Genomic DNA, 18944 nt, shown 5'->3' with positions numbered 1-18944 from the left:
AGAGCATAGTCATTGATTCGGCTAGTCGACAACGCCGCCTTGGGTGCCACTTCGGCACGCAAGGGCCCTCTGGCAGGGGAGACAGTTAGGGCGAATGACCAAGTGGTCAAAGCACGCCCATACAGTTTTTATTGGCCGCACAAATAGGTAAACACTTGTGCACCAAAATGACCGCACCAGAGTCTATCTTTGCCGCAGCCCATTTCAGAAAAACGTGCCAGATAGGGAAATTAACTCGATTCAAGACAAATATTGGTAACGGCGATGAGACAAAACAGCTTCAGTCTTAGACCAAAATTGGCGCAAATATAGATAGCTATTCATCAACCTTATAATTCATTTTCGTACCGGCACTGGCGCTGATTTGCCGCCAACAAAACGCCTCGGGCGCCTTGCGGCGCCCGAGGGTGGTTCTGCAGCGTTACTGCGACAGATGATCAGGCCAGATCGTAGCGATCCGCGTTCATTACCTTGTTCCAGGCTGCGACAAAGTCCTGCACAAACTTGGCTTTGGCATCATCCTGCGCGTAGGCCTCAACCACCGCACGCAGCAGCGAGTTGGAGCCAAATACCAGGTCCACACGGGTGCCAGTCCACTGGGCTGCACCGGTTTTACGGCAACTGCTTTCAAACACATCCGCATCTGCTGCGCTTGGCTTCCAGGCAAAGTCCATATCAATCAGATTGACGAAGAAATCCGTGCTCAGGGTGCCCGGCCGGTTGGTGAACACGCCGTGCTGACTGCCATTGTAGTTGGCCCCCAGTACGCGCAAACCACCCACCAGCGCCGTCATTTCCGGCACACTCAGGCCCAGCAGCTGCGCCTTGTCGATCAGCATCTCCTCTTCAGGCACACTGAACTTGGTCCGACGGTAATTACGGAAACCATCTGCCTCGGGCTTCAGCGGCTCGAAGGACTCGGCATCGGTCTGCTCATCGGTGGCATCGGTACGCCCCGGTACGAACGGCACCGCGATAGGCGTGCCACCGTCCTGCGCCGCTTTCTCGATCGCCGCAGCCCCGCCCAACACGATGAGATCGGCCAAGGAGACCTGCTTACCACCGCTCTGTGCGGCGTTGAACTCAGCCTGAATGCCTTCCAATACCTTGAGCACTTTGGCCAGTTGCGCCGGCTGGTTAACTTCCCAATCCTTCTGCGGCGCCAGACGAATGCGTGCACCGTTGGCACCACCGCGCTTGTCGGAATCACGGTAGGTTGAAGCCGAGGCCCAGGCCGTGGATACCAGCTCGGCCACACTAAGCCCCGAGGCCAGCAGTTTGGCCTTCAGCGCTGCGACATCCTGCGCGTCTACCAGCGGATGATCGACAGCCGGTACCGGGTCCTGCCAGATCAGTTCTTCTGCCGGTACTTCAGGCCCCAGGTAGCGAACTTTCGGGCCCATGTCGCGGTGGGTCAGCTTGAACCAGGCGCGTGCGAAAGCGTCGGCGAACTCGTCGGGGTTCTGGTGGAAGTGCTCGGCAATCTTGCGATATTCCGGGTCTTCCCGCATGGCCATATCGGCGGTAGACATCATGATGCCCACACGTTTGCTCGGATCTTCCGCGTCTGGCGCATGATCCTTCTCGGCCAGGTTTTTTGGCGCCCATTGATGCGCCCCGGCCGGGCTCTTGGTCAACTCCCATTCGTAACCAAAAAGTACGTCAAAGTAGCTCATGTCCCACTGGGTCGGCGTCGGCGTCCAGGCACCTTCAAGTCCGCTGGTGATGGTATCGCGACCCTTGCCGCTACCGTGGGTGCTGAGCCAACCAAAGCCCATGGCCTCCAGCGCACCGCCCTCGGGTTCAACACCCACATGGGACGCATCGCCAGCGCCGTGGGTCTTGCCGAAGGTGTGGCCGCCGGCCGTCAAGGCAACGGTTTCATAGTCGTTCATGGCCATGCGCGCGAAGGTGTCGCGGATGTCGCGGGCAGACAACAGCGGGTCAGGGTTGCCGTCCGGGCCTTCGGGGTTCACGTAGATCAGACCCATCTGCACCGCAGCCAGGGGGTTCGCCAGGTCGCGCTCGCCGGAATAACGGCTGTTGGGTCTGTCGCTGGTCGCCAGCCACTCGGTCTCGGCACCCCAGTAGATGTCTTCCTCCGGCGCCCAGATATCTTTGCGGCCGCCGCCGTAACCAAAGGTCTTGAAGCCCATGGTTTCCAGCGCCACGTTGCCGGCCAGAATGTACAGATCGGCCCACGACAGCTGGTTGCCGTACTTGCGTTTCACCGGCCACAGCAGGCGACGCGCCTTATCCAGGTTGCCGTTATCCGGCCAGCTGTTGAGGGGCGCAAAGCGCTGATTGCCGGTAGAGGCGCCACCACGGCCATCAGCGGTACGGTAGGTGCCGGCTGAGTGCCAGGCCATACGAATCATCAAGGGGCCGTAATGACCGTAATCAGCGGGCCACCAATCCTTGGAGTCGGTCATCAGCGCCGCGAGATCTTGTTTGACCGCAGCCAGATCGAGCTTTTTGAACTCGGCGGCATAGTCGAAATCAGCGCCGAGGGGATCGGATTTGGGGTGATTCTGATGCAGTACGTTCACATTCAACTGGTTGGGCCACCAGTCCTTGTTGGTTGTGCCGCTACCGGTCAACTTGGTGTTGGAGCCGTGCATCACCGGGCATCCGCCAGTCTTGTTATCGCTCATGATCATCTCCGCTTCAGGTGTTGGGTGCTGTGGTCAGCCCGGACGGCGGAAAGGACGATTACGCTCCGCTGTTGCCTGCGACCTGGGTGTAAGTTAAGCAGGTAGAGCGATTACCGCCATTGAGATAAATCAACGCCGCTAATAGCGTATGACTATCAAAGTTTGAAAGTAGCTAAAGGGAGTCAACGATAGTTGCTACGCAGGCAACTCAAAGGCCCTGCGCAGCCACCCAAGATATCGAAAATGGCGGAAGGACATGGGAGTCGAACCCACCAGACACGCGTTGCGCATCTCACCGGAGTTGAAGTCCGGGCGCCCCACCGGGGACGATGTCCATCCATTGCAGCAGCCGGCTCAGCCAGCCACCAGAAAACGTTGCTCGCGCACGAAGCGGGTCACGCCCGCGCGATCCAGATACTCCAGCACCTGAATGGTCAGGTTGCGGCCGATGCCCGAGGCATCACGGTACTGGGCCGCATTGAAACTGCCGGAAGGCGAGTCTGCCACTAACTGTCGCGCCACCGCTACCAACCCTTCCACCTGTGATGGCAGGTAATAACGGTTGGGTGCCACGGCAATCAGCTCGCCAGAGCGCTGCATGCGCAGCAAAAAGGCCTTGAGTGCCGCCAGCTCCATCTCCAGCGCGGTCGCCAACTCGCCAACAATCGGCGGTCGCAAGCCGCATGGCGCCAGTTCATCAACCACCCGCGCCAGCAGCTCGGCATCACCCGGCTGCAGCTGCGGCCGGTGCTGCGGCAGGTGCAGTGCCCAGGCGGTGCGCTGCAACCGCCCCTCGGTCTGCCAGCGCTGCAGCAGTTGCCGCGCCAAAGGTAACGGCAGTTGCAAACATCCCACCAGCCCGATCTGCCCTTCCCCCGGCCCAAGCAACTCTGGGTGCTGCTGGTGCCAATCGGCCAGACGTTCGGCCAAATGCTGCCAACGTGCTTCGCAAAATGGCTCCGTAACAGCAACCCGCTGGCCAGCCGCCGCCAGTACGATCAACCCTGCATCCGGGAGCAACTGTTCCAGCTGCTCGGCGGGCAAATTCAATTTCAGTGCCAGTTCGGGCAACGCCACCGCGCCCGGCTGCAGCGCTGCGGCCAGCACCTCACTCGGCGTGCTGGCGTTCGACCAGGCAGCCAGCAGGGCCAACCGCTGCGGCTTGCTGCGACCGCGGCCCACACCCTGCGGATCCAGTACCCGGCCGCCACCCAGCGTGGTGTTGGCCGCCGGGTCGCGGATGATAAAGCGATCACCCCACACCGCAGGCACCGGTTGCTCCAGCATCAGCTGCGCCAGCCCCGCGGCCTCATCCAGCAGCACCACCCGCACCGGATGAACAGCGGTGCCCAAATGCAGCTGCAGCACCCCGCGGTGCCAATGGCTGTCGGGTAACTGCGTGAGGGAAACATCCAGCCGATCGCTGAGCGGCAACACCAGCTCGCTCAGCCAATCGGCGCGCTGGGGTTGGTCGGACGACACCGCGCCACCCAGATTGAGCGCGCAGCGCTGCCCCGCGCGCACCTCGGCAACCTCGCTGGAGGCCCGTTGCAGGCTGCGCACCCGCACCTCCTGCCCATGCAGCCAGAGCTTTTGCCCCACCTGCAGGCGACCGCTGACCAGCGTGCCGGTCACCACACAGCCCGCCCCGGCGATACTGAAGCGGCGGTCGATCATAAAGCGCGCCGGGCTGTCGCTCGGCCGCACCTCAGGCTGTTCCGCCGGTTGCTGCAGCGCCTGACGCAGCGCGTCAATGCCCTGCCCACTGGTACTGGAAACCCGCCATACATCCGCTTGGGACCATCCCGCCTCGGCGGCCAGCGCCTGCACCTGCTCGACAACACGCTCGCGCTGAGCGTCGTCCACCAGATCGCAGCGGCTGATCGCCAGCGCCAGCTCGCGTACGCCCAGCAACTGCAGAATCGCCAGATGCTCGCGGGTCTGCGGCATCACGCCGTCATCAGCAGCCACTACCAACAGCGCCATATCCACCCCGGCAACCCCCGCCAGCATGGTGCCGATAAAGCGCTCGTGGCCTGGCACATCGATAAAACCCAGCAGCTCGCCGGTCTCGCTCGGCAACCAGGCAAAACCCAGCTCGATGGTCAGCCCGCGGCGTTTTTCTTCGGCCAGCCGGTCGGTGTCTACCCCGGTCAGGGCGCGGATCAATGAGGTCTTGCCGTGGTCGACGTGTCCGGCGGTGGCAATAATCACCCGGCCGCTCCCAACGCGACACGCAGCGCTTGCGGGTCTTCCAGACAGCGGCAGTCGAGCAGCAGACTGTCGTCGGCAATCCGGCCAATCACCGGCTGTTCAAGTTGGCGCAGCCGCTCAGCCAGTTGTCGCAACGCGCGGCTGCGCTCACGCCGATTGCCACTGGTGCTGCACAGACGCAGCGCCGCACTGGGCAGCACATCGAGCGGCAACGAACCGGAGCCGATCTGGCTGCTGACCGCGCAAACATCCACCGCAAAGGTCTCCCCCGCCCAGCGCTGCAGATCAGGCAGCAGCGCCGCGCAGGTCTGCTGAATCGACTCGGCACTGCGGGTCAGCAGGCGCAGGGTCGGTACCCGCTGCACCAGGGTGTCCGGGTCGGCATACAAGCGCAGCACCGCTTCCAGTGCGGCGAGGGTCAGCTTGTCGCAGCGCAGCGCACGTTTCAGCGGACTCTTGCGGATGCGCGCGATCAGGTCCGCACGGCCTGCGATGATGCCGGCCTGCGGCCCGCCGAGCAGTTTGTCGCCACTGAAGGTCACCACGTCGACGCCTTCGGCCAGCACCTGCGCGACCACCGGTTCGGCCGGCAGACCCAGCGCCTGCAGGTCGACCAGCGAGCCGCTACCGAGATCCACCGCCAGCGGCACCTGATGCTCACGGGCAATCGCCGCCAGCTGCGCCTCGCTGAGCGCGGTACTGAAGCCTTCAATGCGGTAGTTGCTGGTGTGTGCCTTGAGCAGCAGCGCGGTACGCGGGCCAACGGCTTCGCTGTAGTCGCGCGGGTGGGTGCGGTTGGTGGCGCCAACCTCGCGCAGCTTGCAGCCGGCGCGGGCCATGATGTCCGGCAGGCGGAAGGAGCCGCCAATTTCGATCAGCTCACCGCGCGAGACCACCACCTCGCGGCGGTTCGCCAGCGCGTTGAGCACCAGCAGCACGGCAGCGGCGTTGTTGTTGACCACCGTCGCGGCCTCGGCGCCGGTCAGGCGGCAGATCCATTGCTCGACGTGATCGTCACGGTCGCCACGTTGCCCGCTGGCGAGATCGAACTCCAGATTGCTGGCCCCGAGCGCGACCGCGTTCATCGCCGCCACCGCTTCCGGCGGCAGCGGCGCGCGGCCGAGATTGGTATGCAGCACGGTCCCGGTCAGGTTCAGCACCGGGCGCATGGATGGCGCCAGCGTCGCCAGCAGGTGCTCACGCAGCCAATGCACCAGCGCCTCGTCGTCGCTGATCGCGCCGTCGCGCCACAGCTGCAGCGCGGCACGCACGCCATCGAGCACCAGCGCGCGGCCGTGATCGGTAATCAGTTGCTGCACCAGCGGCCAGGCCAGAACCCGGTCGACCGCTGGCGGTCGGTTAACAGTGGCCGTCATACGGCCACCTGTGGCTCAGTCTGCGTCGCCGCTTTGCAGCAGGCGCAGAATCTCTGCCAGCGCGCCATCGGCAAGCGCGCGCATTTCATCGTCGGTGCGGTCTTGGATCGGATGCGGAACAAAGACCATGGCCGGATCAAAGCCAAGGGCCTTCGACTGCAACGCCGCGGCCTGTACAAATTCACTGGAGGCAACCCCTACTCCCGGGATCTGACGTGACTCCAGGTCTGCGATGTCATGCATACAGCACGACGTGCAAGACCCTCAGTCGGCCAGACCTTCCACCAGCAGATCAACCTCGGCGGCCATCTGCTGTTTGAGTTCGGTCGGGGCAATGCGGGTGAAGGTCGGCTTGTTATAGCGCTTCACCGCAATACCCATGGCTGCCAGCTGCTCCTCGATACGGTCGAGGAAGACATTGCCGCGTGGCTTGGAAATGTCGAGCAGACCGACCACCTTTCCTTCAAGGCTGGTGGGACGGGCCAGACGCGCACGCTGCGCCGGCGCCCGTTCCGCGGTCGGATCGAGCACAATGCTGTGGTTCATGACGTTACCTCACGTGTTACCGGAGACGAACCGACCGGGCCTGACGCAGCCCAGCCGGCAATAATGGCGGAGAACAGGCCGGCGGTGCCGCCAGCCCTGACGATCAACAGCCCGCCCGGACGGAACTTGGGCACCTGCTGATCCTTGAAACGTTCGGGAATACCCTCGGCGATGCCACCGGCACCGGCCACCAGCTCGGCACCGGGCGCCAGCAACAGCTCTTCGAGTTCTTCGCGCAGCCGCTGCTTCGACCAGCCGGCCTCGATAAAGACCCGCGCATGTTCGGGCGACACCACCAGCACCGCGTCACCGGCCATCGCCAGCTTGGCGTGGTCCACCGTGCGCAGCGACAGGGCAAAGGAACGCGCCAGCGATTCGGGGTCGCGCGACTTCTGATCAACGATGCCCTGTACGCCCTCACCGGGGAACAGGGTCACCGCCGAGCGCCCGGCCTCAACGCCACGCTCCTGCGCCAGCGGCAGCCAGTCGGCGTCTTCGGCCTCGGCGAAACAGAAACTGTACTTGCCGGGATTGCCCAGTGTTGCACGGTCGATTTCACCGGGGCGACCACCGCCGACATTGCGAATGAGCAGTTGCAGCGCGCGGCCAATGGTGGCGTTGGCCCGGTTGCCCTGCCCCAGCGCGTTGACGCCGGAGTTCATGCCTATGGCGCGAGCGGCGGGGCCGTTGACCACGATCATCGGGCTGCCGAACATGGTGGTGCAGATCAGGCCGTGCAGGCCGAATTCATCGGTCAGTGCCGCTTCCAGCGCAGCCAGCAGCACCGGCATGTATTCCGGCTTGCAACCGGCCAGCACGGCGTTAATCGCGACCTTCTCGACCGTCACCGGCACCAGGTCCGGCGGCATCAGCCCGACTACCTCGTCGGGCTGGCGGCTGGTGCCCTTGAGCATGCGCAACACTCGCACAGGCGTCGGTGGCACGACCGGCAGGCCGTCGCTCCAGCCGCGCTCGAAGCAGGCCTCCATCGGGTCTTCGGCGCTGCCCATGTCGATCTCGCGGGCGCTCAGTTTGATGTCACCAAAGGCCAGCTCCAGCTCTTCGGCAATGCCAGGCTCAAGCGTTTTTGAGCCACAGCCGGGGCGCATCGCGGGCAACTCCTCACCCAGCACGGCATTGGCCGAAATCGCCCGCCAGTCCTCCTTATGCCAGCCGTAGGTACGCTCGACCTCCTGGCCGTTTTCAACCCGGATCAACGTGGGGACAAACTCGATGCCAAGGCGAAAGGACTGCTCCAGCGATTTGTCGTAGCAGGATCCGGGCAGATCGGCGGCGTAGTCAGCGGAGTCCTGCACATAGATCGTCAAGGGCCCTTGCTGAGCTATGTCGCCCAGCAAGGGCTCAACCAGCCGGCAGGTCGGACAATCGGCCTTGGCCACGACAATCAGGCCATCGGGCAATGCTGTGCTCATAGGGTGCCTTCTGCGTTCTTGTGTCTCTCTGATGAAACAGCATAGGCCTGCCGCAAGGAGAAACCAACCGGCCAGACCGAGTCATCGGCGTGCTGATTGACCCGTCATCACCGAGGCCGAGGCACGGACTTTCCAAGCCACCGCCCTACCCTGCTCAGCGCACCCGATCGAGACTCTGCACCGTCAGATCCAGCGCCTTGTACATATCCAGCCGCGCCGAACGACCGACATCCGGATTGTTCAGCTCGTTGGCGCGCTCGGACGGCAATATGGGCGCGGTCAGGTCGTCACCCTCGGTAGGCTCGAAGTCGTATTCCTCGCCAATGGTCATCGCGCTGCGACGCAGCAGCATGCGCAGCTGATCGGGCTCCAGCTCCGGATTGATCGACAGCATGGCTGCCAGCAGGCCCGCCACCAGCGGTGTAGCGTATGAGGTGCCACAGTGCACCTCACCCTCTTTGCCCGCCTCGGCAGTGGAGCCGTGCACACAGGCGGCGGCGGTGATATCGACCCGCATATCGATGTTCGACGCCTTGCGTTTGATCGCGTACTGCGGATCCTCGACCGACACATTCTCACCGCTGCGCTCGTGGCCACCCACCACAAACAGCTGGTCGGTTACAAAGGAGGACGGCAGCCGATACTCGTCACGCCCGGAGAAAGAAGACCCGTTACCGGCGGAATTGACCACCACCACGTCCGGGTGCTCCTGACGCAACCACAGAAAGAACTCCTCCAGCAGCTCTTCATAACCACTCATGGCGATGCCCGAGCGCACCAGAGAGTCGATGGGATCACCATTGACATCAATGGCGCCAACCCGGTGAATACCCCAACTCCAGTTGATGACGCGGGCGCCGTCTTCCACCAGATTGACCGAGGCCGCCACGTTAGCGGTGATGCCAGCGTCGGAATCGCGCGCGACTATCACATCGAATCCCGGCCCGACCTTGTCCAGCCCGCGCAAGAAGCCGCTGTTGCCGCCCTTGTCCCAGGCGGCGGCAAGAATCCCGGTGACGGTACTGCCGTGGCCATCCGGCCGTTCGGCATCGCGCGCGTAGAGGCAAGTGCGCTGGCCATCCTTGCGGCAGTCACCTACATAATCAGCAAAATCCGGGCTGTCGAAATCCACATCCCGCTCGATGATGCCAATGCGTATGGGGTGGGTTTGCAGTTTGTGGTCGTGTTGCTGCAAGCGGCGCTGATAGAAGTTGACCGCATCCAGAAAGCGGTTGGAGGCCCACTCCTCATTGTCTGCCGGCGGCCCGTTGTCGGCGTCCGTTTCTATCGCCTCTTCAGCCCCGGACTCTTCAATCACCACCGCATCCACACTGACCTCGCCACCCAGGCGCAGTACCGTGGCATCACGCTGGTCAAGGTTGTCGGCTTTCAGGCGCAGTTGATAGGTGTTCAGCGGCGGAATCATGCCCACGACCCTGGCGTCGTACTTTTCCGCCAAGCGTTGCGCTTCCTTGGCGCCGTCGTAGTCTTCCTCAATGATCAGGCTGACCAAGTCAACGTAGGACGTCAGTCCGTCCATGTTCTTGGCCACCTCATCTGCGGTCGCGGCGACCACATGGCTGGTCCCTAGAGTCAGCCATACCGGATTGCTCTGCCGCCCCGCCTGCTCGAGCAGCAGGGGGCCACTTTTCTTGCCCTCGGCATCAATCTGCAGCTGTAGCCCGTCTTGGTCACCAGCCGGTTGTGCGACGTCCAGCCGCTCACCATTGAGCGTTGCCTGCCACGCCCCCATCTGCAAACCCTGCACCTGCAGGCAGAAGGTCTGTTTGCGGGTTTCCAGCAGATCACCGCAGCGTTGCAGCTGCTGTATGCGAATCGGCTCTGCAGCCGTGGTTGTAAACGGCAGCACCAGCAACATCAGCGCAGGCCAAAGTTGGCGTATTTTCTCGGGGCAAGCAAAGGACATTCAGCTCTCCAGCGGCGCCGGCGACAAGCTGCCAGCCGGCAGGGTCATGCGTCTCGATAACCTTCCGACTCAAAAACGACCGAATGTTTCCATCCGTTGCAGCAGAGCATTCCGGGCAGGCCGCTGCGGGCTACTCACCTGCGCAAAGGCATTGACGAGGCAATGCAGAAACTGCGAAACCCTAGCGGTTCATCCAACTAGTAGCGCATCTACCTTCGCTGCCGAGTCAGCCTTTGGCTGCAACTGAACGCCCATCGCAGGTCATGCTCGATGGGCTTCTTTGTTGGCGATGCTATGGCGAGCAAAACCAGCGGCTTGATCAGGGCGTATGCGCGACTTATTGATTTACCCGGCGCGATCCGCACGGCGCTAGATGGCGCGCGCCCGGTACCATTCCACGCCAGCCGCATCCAGGTGCTGCTCGACGCTACCCTGGGCGATCAGATAATTGAGGTTGGCACGGCTCTCACCGGTTGCCATGGACAGCACGATGCCGTCTGCCATGCCTATGTCGCGGCCAAAAAGACACTTGAAGATATCCACACTGCGCCGCGGTTCGCTCAGCTCATCCTGCAGCCTGTGCAAAAGCTGCTGCTGGGTTCGCACAAGATCATTGATACGCGCGTGCAAGCCAATAAAGCAGGCGTTGTGCGATGGCAGCACCAGAGCGCTGTCGTTGACCTTGTCGCGGATTCGTAGCATGGAGGTCATCCAGGCATCCAAGGGGTTGCCGTCCGGATCGCGGGCCAGCACTGAAACATTGGATGAAATTAGCGGCAGCACCTGATCGCCAGCGATAAACAAGCCCAGTTCAGCGCAATACAGGCAGGCGTGCTCAGCAGTGTGCCCCTGCCCGACAATAACCTCCCACCTTTGCTCACCGATCCTCAGCACATCGCCGTCGCTGATGCGCCGAAAGCCCTGCGGCAACGGATAAACCAGGCTGGTGATGCCTCCGTAATTGCCGCTAAAGCTCTCCAGTGCCGCTTGGCTCCAACCGGCGCGACGGAAGAATGCCAGTTCCGCCTCCGGCGTTTCCCTGCCCTGCCGGCAGGCGGCCTGACAACTGTGATACTCGGCGTGCGGCATCCATAGATCACAACCAAAGCGCTCGACCAGCCAACCCGCCAGCCCGGCGTGATCGGCATGGCGGTGCGTGCAGATCACCCTGGTAACCGGCAGCCCGCCGAGCGCCTCATCAAAGAGTTGCTCCCAGACGGCCATGGCTTGCTGAGTCCAGACGCCGGTATCGACCAGGGTCCATCCGTCGGTGTCGCGCAGTGCCCAGAGGTTCACGTGATCAAGCTTGAACGGTAACGGCATGCGAATCCACAGCACACCCGGCTGCAATTCCAGGGTGGTGCCAAGTGCCGGTGTCGTATGCGGGTAAATCAAACCCTGTGTAGCCATATGCCTGCTGCTTCTTTGTGAGGTGTGGGTGATCGCAGCTCGCTGTCGCTATTGCGGTTTGCCGTCCAACAGTCGGCGCGGATGCATGCCATTGACCATGCCCATGAACGGCGGATGAATCGAGTAACCGAGCATCCTTTGCAGGTGCGGGCTGCACTCGCGGGCGCGCTGCAGCGGCACCGAAAGGCTGAAGTTTTCTTGCTGGCGTGCCCATGGCTCGCAGTACTGCGCGGTGGCAGCCAGGCGTGGCAACGCGCTGTGGTTGGCGCCGCCACCATGCCAAAGCGTACCCAGAAACAGCACCATTGAGCCCTTGGGCATGATCACCGGGATTGCTTGCGCGCAGTCCTGCGCCGTCGGCGCATGGCCATCCCAGGTATGGCTGCCGGGAATCACCACAGTGGCTCCATTGTCGGCGGTAAAATCATCCAGCGCGATAATGGTCGCTGCACCGTAATGCGGGCGCGGGCGTGGCACGGGATAAAAGGCGTCGTCATGATGCAATGGCTGCGCCCGCTCACCCGGCAGTATGTTGATCACCTGCAGTTGCGAGAGCAGGTAATTAGGTGACAGGACGCGATCGAGCAAGCCCAATACCAGCGGGTGCTCGACCAAGGGGTTGCACGCCAAGGTCTTGGCAATCACCCCATAGAGCCGCTGCGTCAGCGTGCCCTCAAAACCGTTACGCCCGCAGTGCTCAGGCAGCAACTCGCGCAGTTGCTGACATATACGCTCTACCTCCTCCGCGCCGACTACCCGCTCGAGAATCACGTAACCATCACGCAGCAGTGCCGTGTGCAGGCGCTCGAGCTCGGCCACACTCACGGCAGCCTGGCTGCCCGCCGTGGAGGGGTACGCCTTGGCATAGCCGCTCTTCAGATATTCACTGTCACCGCTCAATACGCGCTGAGTCATGCCGTTACCTCTCTTGTCGCAATTGGCCGATGCGCCGGTGCACAGCACCCTGACGCCTTGGCGGACTTGAAAGATGAGATCGCCGCTCACATCAGTGCATGCGGCATCTGCCCTATTGTAGGGCGGATACCCCGGCTGACGACCGCATGAGACTGGACGATCCTGCCAATCTCGGGACTCAGCGGTGCGCTGTTCGCACCCTATTCAGCCAGCAAATGATCAACCAGCGCACGGGCGAACGATGATATTGGCGTTTTGCGGCTGGTGCAGATTTTCAGGTCGCGCTGCGCCCAGGCGTCCGCCACCTCGATGATCGACAGCGGCTGGTGACCAGACAGCCTGACCGCCTCGCGCGGCACCAGACCAATCCCCACGCCCGCCGCCACCATGCGGCAAACCGCTTCGAAGCTGTTGACCTGCACTCGCACGTTCAGGTGGGTGCCCATGTTGGATGCTGCGTTCATGGTGAAGGTATGGATAGCCGAGCCGGCGTGCAGCATGACGAAGGGTTGACTGACGACCTGGGCAAACGCCAGGGACGTCGAGCCCGCCAGCGGATGCGCGGGCGCAGTAATCAACACCAGGCGGTCAGCGCGGTAGGGCAGCAGCTCGACTTCCTGATAATCGTCGTAGCCAGCAATAATGCCGATCTCCGCGTCACCCCGAGCAACGCCAGCGAGAATATCCGCGCTGGTGTGCTCCTCCAGATTCACGCTGACCTGGGGTTGCTGGGCGAGAAACGCCGAGAGGTCTTGCGGCAGATAGCTGTGAATGGCGTGGGTATTGGCCCACAGCCTTACGTGTCCCTGTACCCCTTCGGCAAAGGGCGCCAGATCCGAGTGCATCTGCTCCAGCCGCGCAAATACCTGACGGGCGTGGCGCAGAAAAATTTCGCCGGCACGGGTCAACTCAACGCCACGCGAACGCCGATGCAGCAGCACAGTGCCGAGCGAGGCCTCCAACATCTTGATTCGATGGCTCGCCGACGAGGGTGCCAGAAAGGATCGCTCGGCGCCGTGGGTGAGACTTCGACACTCGGCGATGGCAATGAACAGGCGCAAGTCAGTCAGGTTGTATTTCATGTGAATTCGAAAAAGGCGAACGCTTGAATGGTAAAAAGGCAATTCTACAAGCACGAGCAACAGCATAGCATCCAACCTATTGAATACATCCGGCAGAGCTCACCATGATGCGTAGCGCACTTAGCCCCAGACAGCTCGGCATTCTGCTTGCCGTCCTCGCCGCCTTCGGTTTCTCCTTCAAGGCGATCTTCGTCAAACTCGCCTACCTCAGCGCCCCGGTCGATGCGATCACACTGCTCTCGCTGCGCATGCTGTTTTCATTGCCGATGTTCCTGCTCAGCGGCTATGCCTACCTGCGCAACGGCCCTACGCTTAGCATCAAGGATTGGGCCTTGCTGGTATTTCTTGGCCTGACCGGCTACTACGGCGCCTCGATTCTCGACTTTGCCGGGCTGCAGTACATCTCCGCCGGGCTGGAGCGGGTAATCCTGTTTACCTACCCGACTATCACCATCCTCATCGGGCTACTGTTTCTCGGCAAAACCGCCAGCCCACGGCTGATCGGCGCCTTGGCACTCTGCTATGCGGGCGTCAGCCTGGTATTCGTCAGCGATCATCAGCTGGCAGAGGACAGTATCGCCCCCTGGGTGGGCGCTGCCCTGGTGTTTGCCTCGGCGGTGTCCTACGCCTGCTACACCGCCTTTGCCGAGGTTTCAATCGCAAAGCTGGGCGCCGCCCGCTTCTCGATCCTGGCACTGATCGTCTCGATACTCGCGGCGCAGGCGCATTTTCTGGTCAGCAACCCGCTCAGTGACCTGATTCAACCGCTGCCGATCTACGCCTACTGTGCGGGCATGGCGCTGTTCTCGACCGTACTGCCGATCTTCTTCCAGTCTGCGGCGATTCAACGCATTGGCGCAGGGCCGACGGTACTGGTGGGCATGCTCGGCCCGGTGATGACCATCTTCTTCAGTTGGTTACTGCTGGCCGAGCCACTGACCTGGGTTCAACTCGGTGGTACCGGCCTGGTGATCGCGGGCATCTACCTGATTCGCAAGACCTGAAAGCCTGTGCAGCACTGGATATCAGCGCTCGCGCCACCAAGCGCTGCCAGCGTGGGGGTCAGCCATATTGAGCGGTTCGCCCATTTGCGGAGTAGCCAAGGCCACCGCGTGCTCTTGAGCGAGGCGGCTGATCTGCTCAAAGGGGTCATCCCAGGTATGCATGGAGAGGTCAAAGGTGCCGTTGTGAATCGGATATAACCAGCGCGCCTTGAGGTCGAGAAACGCCTGCAGGGTCTGCTGCGGCAGCATGTGCACGTACTGCCAGCGCGGGTTGTAGGCGCCGGTTTCCAGAAACGCGATATCGAACGGGCCATGGCGCTCACCGATCTCGTGAAAGCCATCAAAGTAGCCGGTGTCGCCACTGAAGAAAACCGTCAGATCGCCACTCTTGAGTACCCAGGAGCACCACAAGGTGCGATTACCGTCAGAGAGGCCTCGGCCGGAAAAATGCTGTGCCGGGGTTGCGGTTGCCTGCACGCCGGCAATACTCAGCTCATCCCACCAGTCCAGTTCGCGCACCTTGCCCGGCGGCACTCCCCAGCGCACCAGCGTTGCGCCGACGCCCAGCGGCATGATGAACTGCTCAACCTTGTGCTGCAGCTGACAAATTGCGGCATGGTCCAGGTGGTCATAGTGGTTGTGCGACAGCACCACCACCTTGATTGGCGGTAGCGCTTCGATCGAGATGGGCGGCGCATGAAAGCGTTTGGGGCCAGCCCACTGCACCGGCGATGCCCGCTGACTGAACACAGGATCGGTGAGCCAGAACTCGCCATTCAGCTTGAACACCAGACTCGAATGCCCCAGCCGCCAGACGCTGTTATCCGGCGCGGTCAGCAGGTCTTCGCGGGTCAGCGGTTGAACAGGAATGACCCGATCAGGCACCGTGCCGTCCGGTTTGTTGAAGATAAAATCTCGCCACACAGCTACACCTTGCCGCCACCCCATGGGCGCGCGTGAGGTCTTGTTACGAAAGCGATCGCCCCGAAACTGCGCGGACTCCGGGTACACCGGCAACGCCGGCCGCAACACCCCGGTGAGCGCTGCCCGCGCCGTTGCCACCAGCGATGTCAGCACGCTTATAAGGCGCAGTGGGCGCCAGTCGGCATACCGGCGCGACGCCTTTGTGTCATCAGTACTGCTGCCGTTGCTGTCACCCTGCTTCATTGCGGCTATGCCTCGCTTGGGGGTGTGGAACTCATGAGTGAGCGCCTGGCGGTATTGCCTGCCCTGTCATCCTGTTTACATGGGGTCAGGTTGCCGGATTTCCACCCTGCCAATTCAGCAACACGTCACGCGCTGCTGCTGATTTACTGGAAGGTTAAGCGCCAAGGCGCTGCTGCGAAGTAGATCCGTTGAGTGAGAGCTCACCTGATAAACAAAAAGGCCCCAGCGCACGGCTCGCCTCCATGCATGCACAAACTCAGTCAGGGATTATTCGGCGCTTTGCGCCTCACCCCTGCGGGCGGTGCGTCGATACGCCCGCCGGCGCTGCGCTCTGGCGTTCCTTCGCTTGCTGCGCAAGCTCGGTCGAACGAAGGTTCTCACCGAGAGCTCACCTGATAAACAAAAAAGCCCCAGCGCTCGGCTCGCCTCCATGCATGCGCAATCTCCGTCAGGGATTATTCGGCGCTTTGCGCCTCACCCCTGGCGGGGCCGCCGGCGCTACGCTCTGGCGTTCCTTCGCTTGCTGCGCAAGCTCGGTCGAACGAGGGTTCTCACCGAGAGCTCACCTGATAAACAAAAAGGCCCCAGCTTACGCTGGGGCCTTTTTGTTTATTGGCGGAGAGTCAGTCCTTATAATACCAATAACTGAGAACCACAATGGCAACCAAAAACAACCTTCAATATGACACAGAAAGCCTTCAATTACTGAGCTTGTGACGATTTGGCACTGATTGATATATCACCGGATAACACCTATTATCATGACCAAACGTGTCTACCAAGGTGTCTACCAAATGCCCTCCAAAAAGATAAAAGCCAATACCGCCCGGGGTATTTCTGCACTATTAAAGGAAGGTAAGCCAGGCCAACACGCGGCGGGCAATGGCTTATACCTGAAGGTGTCTGCACCGGGCATAGGCTCTTGGTTTTTTCGTTACAAGATCGACGGAAAGACACGCCGCATGGGATTAGGCAGGGCCGGTATTGCAAGTATTTCCAACAAGGATCCATTAACGCTGGCCGATGCGGGCATAGCTGCTTTAGAGCCACGCTCGCAACTAAGCAAGGGCATAGACCCACTTGAGCATCGAAAAGAGCTACAACGAAAAAAAGAAACCGCCAACGCCACGTTCGACAACCTGGCTGCCGACTACATTGCCGCTCATCGAGTAGGTTGGAAGAATGCAAAGCACGCCCAGCAATGGGAGAACACGCTAAAGACATACGCCAGCCCAGTGATAGGGAAGTTGTCGCCCAGTAGTATCTCGACCGCCCACGTTCTGGAAGTCCTCAACAAGCAAGACTTCTGGGCCACCAAGCCTGAGACCGCCAGCCGGGTCCGTAATCGCATTGAATTGGTACTCGATGCGGCAAAAGCAAAGGGACTTCGTGACGGAGAGAACCCCGCCCGCTGGCGCGGCCACTTGGACAAGTTATTGCCACGGCGTGAAAAGGTTCAGGCAGTAAAACACCATACCGCCCTACCCTACCCTGAATTGCCCGCGTTCATGACCCTGCTTGCTGTTGCTGAAGACACCACAGCTAAAGCTATGCAAATGACCATCCTCACAGCGTGCCGCACCAGCGAGGTACTAAATGCAACGTGGGATGAAATCGACATCAGCAGCAAAACGTGGACGATCCCTGCCAGCCGCATGAAGGCGCGCAAAGAGCACCGAGTGCCCCTGACCAAAGCGGTCATCACCTTACTGGAATCACTACTCCGAGTTGAGGGCAACCCCTATATTTTTGCCGGAGCCCGCCAAGGTAGGCCACTTTCCAACATGGCCATGCTCATGGGCCTGCGCCGCATGAAACGCGGTGATCTAACTATGCACGGCTTCCGATCCACATTTCGAGACTGGGCTGGCGAATGCACACCGCATCCAAGAGACGTATGCGAGCAGGCGCTAGCCCATAGCCTTGGCAACGCAGTAGAAGCCGCCTATAGACGAGGTGACTTATTCGAAAAGCGCCGCGCCTTAATGGCTGACTGGGCGATCTATTGCACAAGCAAACCAGCTAACAACGTCGTGCCTATCCAGCACGCGAAAGCTTGATACTTAGGATGACGAAGCCACCCCGACGTACAAACAACCCGCGCAACTTCCCTAACCTTTTGTGCCAATAAAAACCCGAGAGAGCAAAATGGAAGAACCTAATAGAAACAAAATATTATTAGAAGAACAATTTCGGAGCATTAAATGGCAAATTCAGGCTATAGATGAAAAAGACGAGTTAAAAGCTCTATGCGACTCATTTCTCGCAGACGCTATCGATAACATAGCCACAATAAAAAATATCGCGCATCCTGAAATACATCCGCGAATCGACACTCTAACCCTCTCTTTTCTCAATTTATCTAACTGCTTATCAGCTCACTTAGCCAAAAAAATTCAAGATGCAAAGGAGAGCTGCCAGCAGGACGCTAGAACGAAAAAGGAAACACACGATCTGATCGTTGGAGTTGCCCAAGCAACAGCTCAAAAAGAATGGGGAAATGATACTGAATACAAAATTAGAATCCGAGAAATGGTGGAAGTAGTCTGGTCGGCGATGATTGATGATGGATTTGTCAACTTTCTGCCGGAGTCACGGGAGACAATTCGAGACTGGATAGCTCCTGTAGCTCCAGATTACGCGAGGGCACCAGGGCGACCAAAAAAAGCCAAATAATAGTCTTATCGCAATATTTATTCATGTCTTAGCACCGGAAAACCCCATTTCTGGTGCGTAAGCCATATTTTTGTAGCATAAAAACCCGTATTGAATGCGTAGCCATAGCTCACTACCGCCATCAAGGAGGCGCAGCTCATGGCTACCACTGCCAACGTAACAACAATCCCAATTCTTTCTCGCCCAAAGCAGACTGCTGAGCACTTTCAAGTCAGCATTATGACTTTACACCGCTGGAGCAAACAGCCAGGTTTCCCAACACCTATCAAGCGCGGACAGATTGTATTACACGATACAAGCGCTATTGCAGTATGGCTAAGTGGTGGGGACGACAAATGAAGCAATTGACTCTTACAGAATATGAGTTCCGTCAGGAAAAGGTCGCTGCCACTTCTCGGAGTCCTAGCAAAATTACTCGAATCCTCGCACACCTTGCCTCAGGCGCCAGCCTTAATCGCTTTGAAGCCGAACCATTAGGAGACCACTGCCTTAACAGCACCATCGCGACACTAGCCAATCAATATGGGCTTAACTTTATCC

General features: G+C 60.4%; 13 protein-coding genes and 1 tRNA gene. 3 read left to right on the top strand and 11 right to left on the bottom strand.

Annotation, left to right across the window (positions count from 1 at the left end):
* Positions 1–437 precede the first annotated feature (437 nt).
* From katG to BLU26_RS17835, 10 genes are all read right to left on the bottom strand, one after another.
* The gene (gene katG / locus BLU26_RS17880; protein ID WP_197674507.1) at positions 438–2654 is read right to left on the bottom strand and encodes a catalase/peroxidase HPI; all 2217 of its coding nucleotides are present in this window, start codon (positions 2652–2654) and stop codon (positions 438–440) included.
* A 244-nt stretch (positions 2655–2898) separates the two neighbouring features.
* Positions 2899–2993 (bottom strand) — tRNA-Sec (locus BLU26_RS18640).
* 15 nt (positions 2994–3008) lie between these two features.
* Positions 3009–4868 carry a selenocysteine-specific translation elongation factor gene (gene selB / locus BLU26_RS17875; protein ID WP_157719400.1) on the bottom strand — a complete coding sequence of 620 codons (1860 nt, stop codon included), beginning with the start codon at positions 4866–4868 and terminating at the stop codon, positions 3009–3011.
* Complete coding sequence (gene selA / locus BLU26_RS17870; protein WP_092288187.1) at positions 4865–6244, bottom strand: L-seryl-tRNA(Sec) selenium transferase; 1380 nt, start codon at positions 6242–6244, stop codon at positions 4865–4867. Before selA ends, selB begins: the two co-directional genes overlap by 4 nt.
* 15 nt (positions 6245–6259) lie before the next feature.
* Entirely contained in the window at positions 6260–6790 is a 531-nt protein-coding gene (locus BLU26_RS18855; RefSeq protein ID WP_331457160.1) for a UGSC family (seleno)protein, read from the bottom strand.
* Positions 6787–8223, bottom strand: a complete 1437-nt coding sequence (locus BLU26_RS17855; RefSeq protein ID WP_092288185.1) for a thioredoxin family protein — start codon at positions 8221–8223, stop codon at positions 6787–6789. The genes BLU26_RS18855 and BLU26_RS17855 overlap by 4 nt, the downstream gene beginning before the upstream one ends.
* A gap of 154 nt (positions 8224–8377) precedes the next feature.
* Positions 8378–10150 carry a S8/S53 family peptidase gene (locus BLU26_RS17850; RefSeq protein ID WP_092288184.1) on the bottom strand — a complete coding sequence of 591 codons (1773 nt, stop codon included), beginning with the start codon at positions 10148–10150 and terminating at the stop codon, positions 8378–8380.
* A 369-nt stretch (positions 10151–10519) separates the two neighbouring features.
* A complete protein-coding gene (locus tag BLU26_RS17845; protein ID WP_092288183.1) occupies positions 10520–11560 on the bottom strand; it encodes an MBL fold metallo-hydrolase in 1041 nt (346 codons plus the stop codon).
* Between the two features lie 48 nt (positions 11561–11608).
* Positions 11609–12475 (bottom strand): phytanoyl-CoA dioxygenase family protein, encoded by an 867-nt coding sequence (locus BLU26_RS17840; protein ID WP_092288182.1) that lies wholly within the window; start codon positions 12473–12475, stop codon positions 11609–11611.
* Positions 12476–12675: 200 nt separating this feature from the next.
* On the bottom strand, positions 12676–13557 hold the full coding sequence (locus tag BLU26_RS17835) for a LysR family transcriptional regulator (RefSeq protein ID WP_092288559.1): 882 nt from the start codon (positions 13555–13557) through the stop codon (positions 12676–12678).
* Between the two features lie 104 nt (positions 13558–13661).
* Here BLU26_RS17835 and BLU26_RS17830 point away from each other — a divergent pair, with 104 nt between their 5' ends.
* Entirely contained in the window at positions 13662–14561 is a 900-nt protein-coding gene (locus BLU26_RS17830; RefSeq protein WP_197674506.1) for a DMT family transporter, read from the top strand.
* Positions 14562–14582: 21 nt separating this feature from the next.
* On the opposite strand, the gene BLU26_RS17825 is transcribed toward BLU26_RS17830, so the two are convergent.
* On the bottom strand, positions 14583–15623 hold the full coding sequence (locus BLU26_RS17825) for an MBL fold metallo-hydrolase (RefSeq protein ID WP_407920358.1): 1041 nt from the start codon (positions 15621–15623) through the stop codon (positions 14583–14585).
* An 866-nt stretch (positions 15624–16489) separates the two neighbouring features.
* Here BLU26_RS17825 and BLU26_RS17820 point away from each other — a divergent pair.
* The gene (locus BLU26_RS17820; protein WP_231701975.1) at positions 16490–17788 is read left to right on the top strand and encodes a tyrosine-type recombinase/integrase; all 1299 of its coding nucleotides are present in this window, start codon (positions 16490–16492) and stop codon (positions 17786–17788) included.
* An 88-nt stretch (positions 17789–17876) separates the two neighbouring features.
* The gene (locus BLU26_RS17815; RefSeq protein ID WP_092288180.1) at positions 17877–18404 is read left to right on the top strand and encodes a hypothetical protein; all 528 of its coding nucleotides are present in this window, start codon (positions 17877–17879) and stop codon (positions 18402–18404) included.
* The last annotated feature ends 540 nt before the right edge of the window (positions 18405–18944 follow it).

This window comes from Halopseudomonas sabulinigri, assembly GCF_900105255.1.
In the GTDB taxonomy this organism is placed as follows: Bacteria; Pseudomonadota; Gammaproteobacteria; order Pseudomonadales; family Pseudomonadaceae; genus Halopseudomonas; species Halopseudomonas sabulinigri.
This window is presented reverse-complemented; position numbering and strand designations above follow the sequence as displayed.